The 7,006-nt window shown below is 73.3% G+C and carries 7 protein-coding genes and 1 pseudogene; 6 read left to right on the top strand and 2 right to left on the bottom strand.

Annotation, left to right across the window (positions count from 1 at the left end):
- Positions 1–140 precede the first annotated feature (140 nt).
- The 5 genes from AC5LSR_RS06145 (at position 141) to AC5LSR_RS06125 (ending at position 4,884) form a co-directional block, all read left to right on the top strand.
- Complete coding sequence (locus AC5LSR_RS06145) at positions 141–683, top strand: cytidine deaminase (RefSeq protein WP_250284565.1); 543 nt, start codon at positions 141–143, stop codon at positions 681–683.
- On the top strand, positions 680–1,963 hold the full coding sequence (locus AC5LSR_RS06140; protein ID WP_250284564.1) for a thymidine phosphorylase: 1,284 nt from the start codon (positions 680–682) through the stop codon (positions 1,961–1,963). Before AC5LSR_RS06145 ends, AC5LSR_RS06140 begins: the two co-directional genes overlap by 4 nt.
- 406 nt (positions 1,964–2,369) lie before the next feature.
- A complete protein-coding gene (locus tag AC5LSR_RS06135) occupies positions 2,370–3,467 on the top strand; it encodes an adenosine deaminase (RefSeq protein ID WP_250284563.1) in 1,098 nt (365 codons plus the stop codon).
- Positions 3,468–3,660: 193 nt separating this feature from the next.
- Positions 3,661–4,275 (top strand): DNA-3-methyladenine glycosylase I, encoded by a 615-nt coding sequence (locus AC5LSR_RS06130; protein WP_445548267.1) that lies wholly within the window; start codon positions 3,661–3,663, stop codon positions 4,273–4,275.
- Positions 4,276–4,380: 105 nt separating this feature from the next.
- Positions 4,381–4,884 carry a hypothetical protein gene (locus tag AC5LSR_RS06125; protein ID WP_250284562.1) on the top strand — a complete coding sequence of 168 codons (504 nt, stop codon included), beginning with the start codon at positions 4,381–4,383 and terminating at the stop codon, positions 4,882–4,884.
- 166 nt (positions 4,885–5,050) lie between these two features.
- On the opposite strand, the gene deoC is transcribed toward AC5LSR_RS06125, so the two are convergent.
- On the bottom strand, positions 5,051–5,833 hold the full coding sequence (gene deoC / locus AC5LSR_RS06120) for a deoxyribose-phosphate aldolase (protein ID WP_250284561.1): 783 nt from the start codon (positions 5,831–5,833) through the stop codon (positions 5,051–5,053).
- Between the two features lie 90 nt (positions 5,834–5,923).
- Between deoC and upp the strand changes: the two genes are divergently transcribed.
- On the top strand, positions 5,924–6,547 hold the full coding sequence (gene upp, locus AC5LSR_RS06115; RefSeq protein WP_250284559.1) for a uracil phosphoribosyltransferase: 624 nt from the start codon (positions 5,924–5,926) through the stop codon (positions 6,545–6,547).
- 107 nt (positions 6,548–6,654) lie between these two features.
- Here the strand turns inward: upp and AC5LSR_RS06110 are convergent.
- A pseudogene (locus AC5LSR_RS06110) lies at positions 6,655–7,006 on the bottom strand (phospho-sugar mutase); the annotation flags it as partial.

Below are 7,006 nucleotides of genomic sequence, written 5' to 3'. Positions count from 1 at the left end.
CGTCCGGGTCGGGCATGCTGGGCTGTGCGCTGTCGCCCGGGACGGGTCCGGGCCTTCGGGAGGTGTCGCATGGCCGCGGGAAGCGCTCCTGAGGCTGGGGTCCCGCGGCCGGCGCCGGGGCGGGTCCTGTGATCGGCCCCGTGGACGGCATCACGGCTGGCCCCGCGGGCGTGCCCACGGTGGATGCCGTCGACTGGCGACGGCTGCGGGCCGAGGCCGCCCGGGTGGCGACCCGTGCGTACGCCCCGTACTCACGGCTGCGCGTCGGTGCCGCCGCCATGGTGGACGACGGCAGGCTGGTCGTGGGCTGCAACGTCGAGAACGCCTCCTACGGCCTCACGCTGTGTGCCGAGTGTGTGCTGGTAGGGGCACTGCACACCGCCGGCGGCGGCCGGCTGGTGGCGTTCGCCTGCGTGGACGGCGCCGGCGCGCCGCTGCTGCCCTGCGGCCGGTGCCGGCAGCTGCTGTACGAGCACGGTGGCCCGGACCTCCTGGTGGCGACGGCCGGTGACCCGCGTCGGCTGGCGGAGCTGCTGCCGGACGCCTTCGGCCCCGCCGACCTGCCGCCACCGCCCGTCGCCCACGCCACCGGTGCCGGTGCCGGTGCCGGTGCCGGCACAGCCACCGCCACCGCCACCGGCCAGGACGCCCGCGCAGGACGGGATGGCGGTGGCTTTCCGTGACTTTTCACGTCGTCGACCTGATCCGGACGAAACGGGACGGCGGCAGCCTGCCCGACGCGGCCGTGGACTGGCTGATCAGCTCCTACACGGCGGGCGCTGTCCCCGACGAGCAGATGGCGGCCTATCTGATGGCCGTGGTGTGGCGCGGCATGCGGCCGGCGGAGCTGTCCCGGTGGACCGCGGCGATGGTCGCCAGCGGCGAACGGCTCGACCTGTCCGGGCTCGGCCGCCCGACCGTGGACAAGCACTCCACCGGCGGTGTCGGTGACAAGGTCTCGCTGGTCCTGGTGCCGCTGGTGGCGGCCTGCGGCGCGGCGGTGCCGCAGCTCGCCGGCCGCGGGCTCGGCCACACCGGCGGGACGCTGGACAAGATGGCGGCCATCCCCGGCTGGCGGGCCTCGCTGACGCCTGAGCGGATGCGTTCGGTGCTCACCGACGTCGGCGGGGTCATCGCCGCCGCGGGCGCCGGCCTGGCCCCGGCGGACCGGAAGCTGTACGCGCTGCGGGACGTGACCGGCACGGTCGAGTCGATCCCGCTGATCGCCTCGTCGATCATGAGCAAGAAGATCGCCGAGGGGACGTCCGCGCTGGTGCTGGACGTCAAGGTCGGCTCGGGCGCCTTCATGACGGCCCAGGCGCCGGCCCGGGAGCTGGCCGAGAACATGGTCACCCTGGGTGACGCGGCCGGGATGCGCACGGAGGCGCTGCTGACCGGCATGGACACCCCGCTGGGGCGGACCGCCGGCAACGCGCTCGAGGTCGACGAGGCGGTGGCGGCCCTGCGCGGTGGCGGCCCGGCAGACCTGGTCGAGGTGACGGTCACGCTGGCCAGACGGATGCTCGCCCTCGCCGGGCTGGCCGGCGGCCCGGATCCGGCGGACGTCCTCGCGGCGGGCCGGGCGCACGACGTGTGGCGACGGATGGTCACCGCGCAGGGCGGCGACCCGGACGCGCCCCTGCCCATGGCCCGGCACGTCGAAACGGTGCCCGCGCCCGCGACCGGCTTCCTGCGCCGGCTGGACGCGCGCGCCGTCGGCCTGGCGGCCTGGCGGCTGGGGGCGGGCCGGGCGCGCCAGGACGACGAGGTGTCGGTGGCCGCGGGCGTGCGGTGGTCCGCCGGCATCGGCGAGCGGGTCGTCGCCGGGGCGCCGCTGCTGGAGCTGCACACCGACGACCCGGCCCGGCTGGCCACCGCCCGGGCGGCCCTCACCGACGCCGTCGAGATCGCGGACACCCCGCCGCCCGTCCAGCCGCTCGTCCTCGACCACGTCCACCCGTAGGGCCTGCCTACTGGAGGGCCCCCGGTAGGCGTCCACCGGTGGGGCCTACCGGTAGCCCGGAGCCGCCCGGCTGCCCTACAGCCTGCGCATAGGCAGCCTGCGCATAGGCGTCCACCGGTAGAGCCCACCGGTAGGCGTCCACCCGCGGGCGCCGGCTGGCGGATGCCGGCCACCGGCATCCCGGATGCCCACCGATGATTTTCGCCGCTGATTCCTGTCGCTGATTTCCGTCGACGGATATTTTCACGGTGTATTATCCGCTTTGTTTCTTTCCGGGGGGTTCTCCCGGGCAATCCATGAATGGATCTTCTCTGGCGGGGCTCCGCCGACGGATCCTCCGTCCGGCTCGCCGACCGGGCGCGGGAACCGGGTAAGACGGCCGTGCCTTCGGATATATCTTCGGACGATGACCGTGTCCGTGTCCGTGCCGTCCCCGCCCACGCTGGAGGCCATCCGGCGGGTGCCCAAGGTGCTGCTGCACGACCATCTCGACGGTGGGCTGCGGCCGGCGACCGTCGTCGAGCTCGCGGACGAGGTGGGCTACGGCGGGCTGCCCACCGCCGACGTGGACAAGCTCGCGACCTGGTTCCGCGGCGGCGCCCACAGCGGGTCGCTCGTGCGCTACCTGGAGACGTTCAGCCACACCGTCGGGGTGATGCAGACCCCGGGCGCGCTCGCCCGGGTCGCCCGCGAGTGCGCCGAGGATCTCGCCGCCGACGGCATCGTCTACGCCGAGGTCCGTTTCGCCCCCGAACTGCACGTCGAGCGGGGGCTGGCGCTCGACGCGGTGATCGAGGCCGTCATCGACGGCTTCCGGGCCGGGTCGGCCGGTACCGGGCTGAAGATCCGCGCGCTGCTGACCGCGATGCGTCACGCGGCCCGCTCGCTGGAGATCGCCGAGGCCGCCGTCCGGTGGCGGGACAGAGGGGTTGTCGGTTTCGACATCGCCGGAGCCGAGGCGGGATACCCGCCGACCCGCCACCTCGACGCGTTCCAGTACATGCAGCGGGCCAACGGCCACTACACGATCCACGCCGGGGAGGCGTTCGGGCTGCCGTCCATCTGGGAGGCCCTGCAGTGGTGCAACGCCGACCGGCTCGGCCACGGCGTCCGGGTCACCGACGACATCACTGTCGACACCGACGCGAACGCGGCCCTCGGGCAGCTGGCCAACTATGTCCGGGACGTCCGGGTGCCGCTGGAGATGTGCCCGACGTCCAACGTGGACACGGGCGTGTGCGCGAGCATCGCCGAGCATCCGATCGGCCTGCTGCGCGGCCTGCACTTCCGGGTGACGGTCAACACCGACAACCGGCTGATGAGCGGGGTGACGCTGTCGAGCGAGTTCGCCGCGCTGGTGGACGCCTTCGGGTACGGATGGCCGGACATCCGGTGGCTGACGGTGAACGCGATGAAGTCGGCGTTCATCCCGTTCGACCAGCGGCTGGCGCTCATCAACGACGTGATCAAGCCTGGGTTCGCGCCGGTGTGCGGCGATGGGTGACCCGCCGCTCGCCGCGGCCGGCCCGGCCGCCCCGGATGGCCTGGCCGCCCCGGCCGGCCTGGCCGCCCCGGATGGCCTGGCCGGCCTGACCTTTCCGGACGGTCCGGATAGCCCGGACAGCCCGGACGGCCCGGATAGCCTGACCGTTCTGGATAGCCCGGACGGCCCGGATAGCCCGGACGGCCCGGATGGCCTGGCCGGTCCGGACGCCGGCTCCGGGCGGGCCGGGGCCCCCGGCGGTGCCGTGGCCGGGCCGGACGGGCGCCCGCGCTGCCCGTGGGCGCTGTCCGCGCCGGAATACATCTCCTATCACGACGACGAGTGGGGGCGCCCGGTCCGCGACCGGGCCGGGCTTTTCGAGCGGCTCAGCCTGGAGGCGTTCCAGTCCGGTCTTTCCTGGCTCACCGTCCTGCGTAAACGGGACGCCTTCCGGGCCGCGTTCGCGGATTTCGACCCGGTGGCCGTCGCGGCTTTCGGCCCGGCCGACGTCGAACGGCTGGCGGCGGACGCGGGAATCATCCGCAACCGCCGGAAGATTCTCGCGACAATCACCAACGCCCGGGCGCTGCTGGCGCTGGACGGGTCGTTCGAGGAACTAATCTGGTCGTTCCGGCCCGTGACCACGGCGGTGCCGCTGGTAACGGCGGACCTGCCGGCGACCACGGCCGAGTCGGCGGCGCTGGCCCGGGAACTGAAATCCCATGGCTTCGTCTTTGTCGGCCCCACGACAGCGTATGCGCTGATGCAGGCGTGTGGTCTGGTCAACGACCACCTTGCGGCCTGCGCGGTCAGGAGCTTACGGGGGTGACCGCCCCCGCGCCGCCGGTGCCGGCGGGCCGGCCCGTGCTCCAGGCCGCGCCGCGCGAACCAGACGAACCGGGCCGCTCCGCTAGCATGGCTGATCATGTCGGACGTGATGCTACTTGCGATTGTCAGTGTTGTCGTCACCGGCATCGGCGCGCCGGGGATCAGCGCCTTCTCCGGCCGTATGGAAACACGGCGCTCGCATCGTCTCGCCGTCCAGAAGGAATGCCGTGACGTGCTGGACTTCGCCGCCGAGCAGCTGACCCGGTCCCAACTGGTCACCGCCTACTGTATTTCACTGTGGTCCCGGGGGATAATGGACGGCGACGACGAGGCGAAAGAATATCTGAAGCGCCGGAACCACGCGAACGAAATGGCCCGGACCGCCTACGGGCGGCTGCGTGTCAGGTTCGGCCCGACCGCCCCGGTCACCCGTCACTACGACGACGCCATCGAGTGCATGCACCGCCTGACCGATGTGCTGCGGGGCTACCGCGCCGGCGACACCTACGGCGCCTGGGAGCACCAGGCCAGCGCCGAGTCCGCCGAACTGGCCACGGCCGGCAACAAGTTCCTCACCGCCGCGAAGAAGGCCCTCTCCGCCCAGCGGTAGACGTCGCCGCGGGCACCGGCGCTGTTCGGGGCACCGGCGCTGTTCGGGGCACCGGCGCTACGCCGGGACGTCGGCGTTGCTTGGGGCACCGGCGTTGCTTGGGGCACCGGCGTTGCTTGGGACGTCGGCGTTGCTTGGGGCACCGGCGTTGCTTGGGACGTCGGCGCTACTCCGGGACAGCGGCGAGCACGTCCCGGGTGGCGGACATGCCCAGCCTGGTCGCGCCGGCGCCGACGAGGGCGAGCGCCTGCTCGGCGGTACGGATGCCCCCGCTGGCCTTGATCCCGAGCCGTCCACCGACCGCCGCCGCCATCGCCCGCACCGCCCGCAGGCTCGCCCCGCCCGCCGGATGGAAGCCCGTCGACGTCTTCACGAACTCCGCCCCGCCGGCCTCCGCGGCCCGGCAGGCCGCCGCGATGCCGGCGTCCGGCAGCAGCGCGCTCTCGATGATCACTTTGAGGATCACGTGCGGCGGGACGGCCAGCCGTACCTCGGTGATCTCGGTCTCGATCGACCGCCAGTTCTCCTCCATCGCGCAGGCCAGGTCGATCACCAGGTCGATCTCGTCCGCGCCGTCGGCCACGGCCCGGCGGGCCTCCTGCGCCTTGACCATGGTCAGATGGGTGCCGTGCGGGAACCCGACCACCGAGGCCACGGCGAACGCCGGGTCGTCCGCCGCCGCCCGCTCGTCCTTCGGCCGGCCCCGGCGGGCCGCGGCGGCAGCCAGGTAGACGTGGGTGGGCGCGACACACACCGCGCCGACGCCCAGCTCGGTGGCCTCGCCGCACAGCGCGAGGATCTCCTCCCCGGTCGCCTCGGGGCGCAGCAGGGTGTGATCGATCATCCGGGCGAGTTCGGCCCGGCGTGGGGGAGCGGGAGGGCCCGGCACCGTCGCGCCGGTTCCACCGGTTCCGGCGGGACGGTCCGCTCCGGCTGGGAAGCTCGTCATAGCGTCCATCATTACGGGTGCGGTACGGGTGTGGTGGCAGCCGGAGTTCCAGCGGGCCAGGTGAGGGTCCTCGGACGGCGGGAGGCAGTTGTGCGGGTCGACGTCGTCGAACATCCGCTGGTGGCCGCGCGGCTGACCATGCTGCGCGACAAGGGGACGCAGCCACCGGTGTTCCGCGCGGCGCTGCGGGAGCTGTCCACGATGCTGATCTACGAGGCCGCCCGGGAGCTGCCGACGGTCCGCCACGCCGTGGCCACCCCGCTCACCCCGGCGGTGGGCAGCAGGCTGGCCATGGCGCCGATCGTCGTGCCGGTCCTGCGGGCGGGGCTGGGGATGCTGGAGGCGGCCCTCGGCCTGCTGCCCGAGGCCCGGACCGGCTTCGTCGGCCTGGCCCGGGACGAGCGGACCTTCCAGCCCCACGCCTACCTGGAGTCACTGCCGGCGAGCCTCACCGACTATCCCGTGCTGCTGCTCGACCCGATGCTCGCCACCGGCGGATCGGCCGCGCACTGCCTGAACCTGCTGGCCGGCCGCGGCGCTACCGGCATGGTTCTGGTCTGCGTACTCGCCGCCCCCGAAGGGGTCGCCGCGCTGGACGCGGGCGGCTTCGACGTCCGGATCGTCACCGCCTGTATCGACGAACGGCTCGACGACAACGCCTTCATCGTCCCCGGCCTCGGCGACGCCGGCGACCGCCAGTTCGGCGCCGTCTGACTCCGAGCCGCCCACCAGCGGCGCATGATCGTCAATTGTTTGTCGTTGTGTACGGTTTTCGGGCGAAAAAGCGTACACAACGACAAACAATCGCCGATCTTCTCCGTTCAGGGGCCGAGGAGCAGATGGTGGACGGTGGCGCGGAGCGTGGCCAGGCGGGTGTCCGCCTCGCGGCGGGCGCGTGCGAGGCCGTCGGCGTCCGCCGTGGGCTCGACCGGGACGGCCACCTCCAGATAGGCCTTGATCTTCGGTTCGGTGCCGCTGGGACGAACGACCACCCGTCCACCGTCCGTCAGCCGAAAAATGATCACATCAGCTGGTGGGACGGCACCGGCCGCCTGGCCGGGCGTAGACGGCACGGGTTCGGCGGCCGGGGCGGGTTCGGGTTCGGCGGTCGGGACCGGTGCAGGTGCGGCGGCCGGGACCGGGGCCGGGGCGGGTGCGGGCGCGGCGGTCGGG

It is taken from the genome of Protofrankia sp. CiP1_Cm_nod4, from assembly GCF_982290645.1.
The sequence above is the reverse complement of the archived record's forward strand: the minus strand, read 5'-3'. Positions and strand labels throughout refer to the sequence as shown.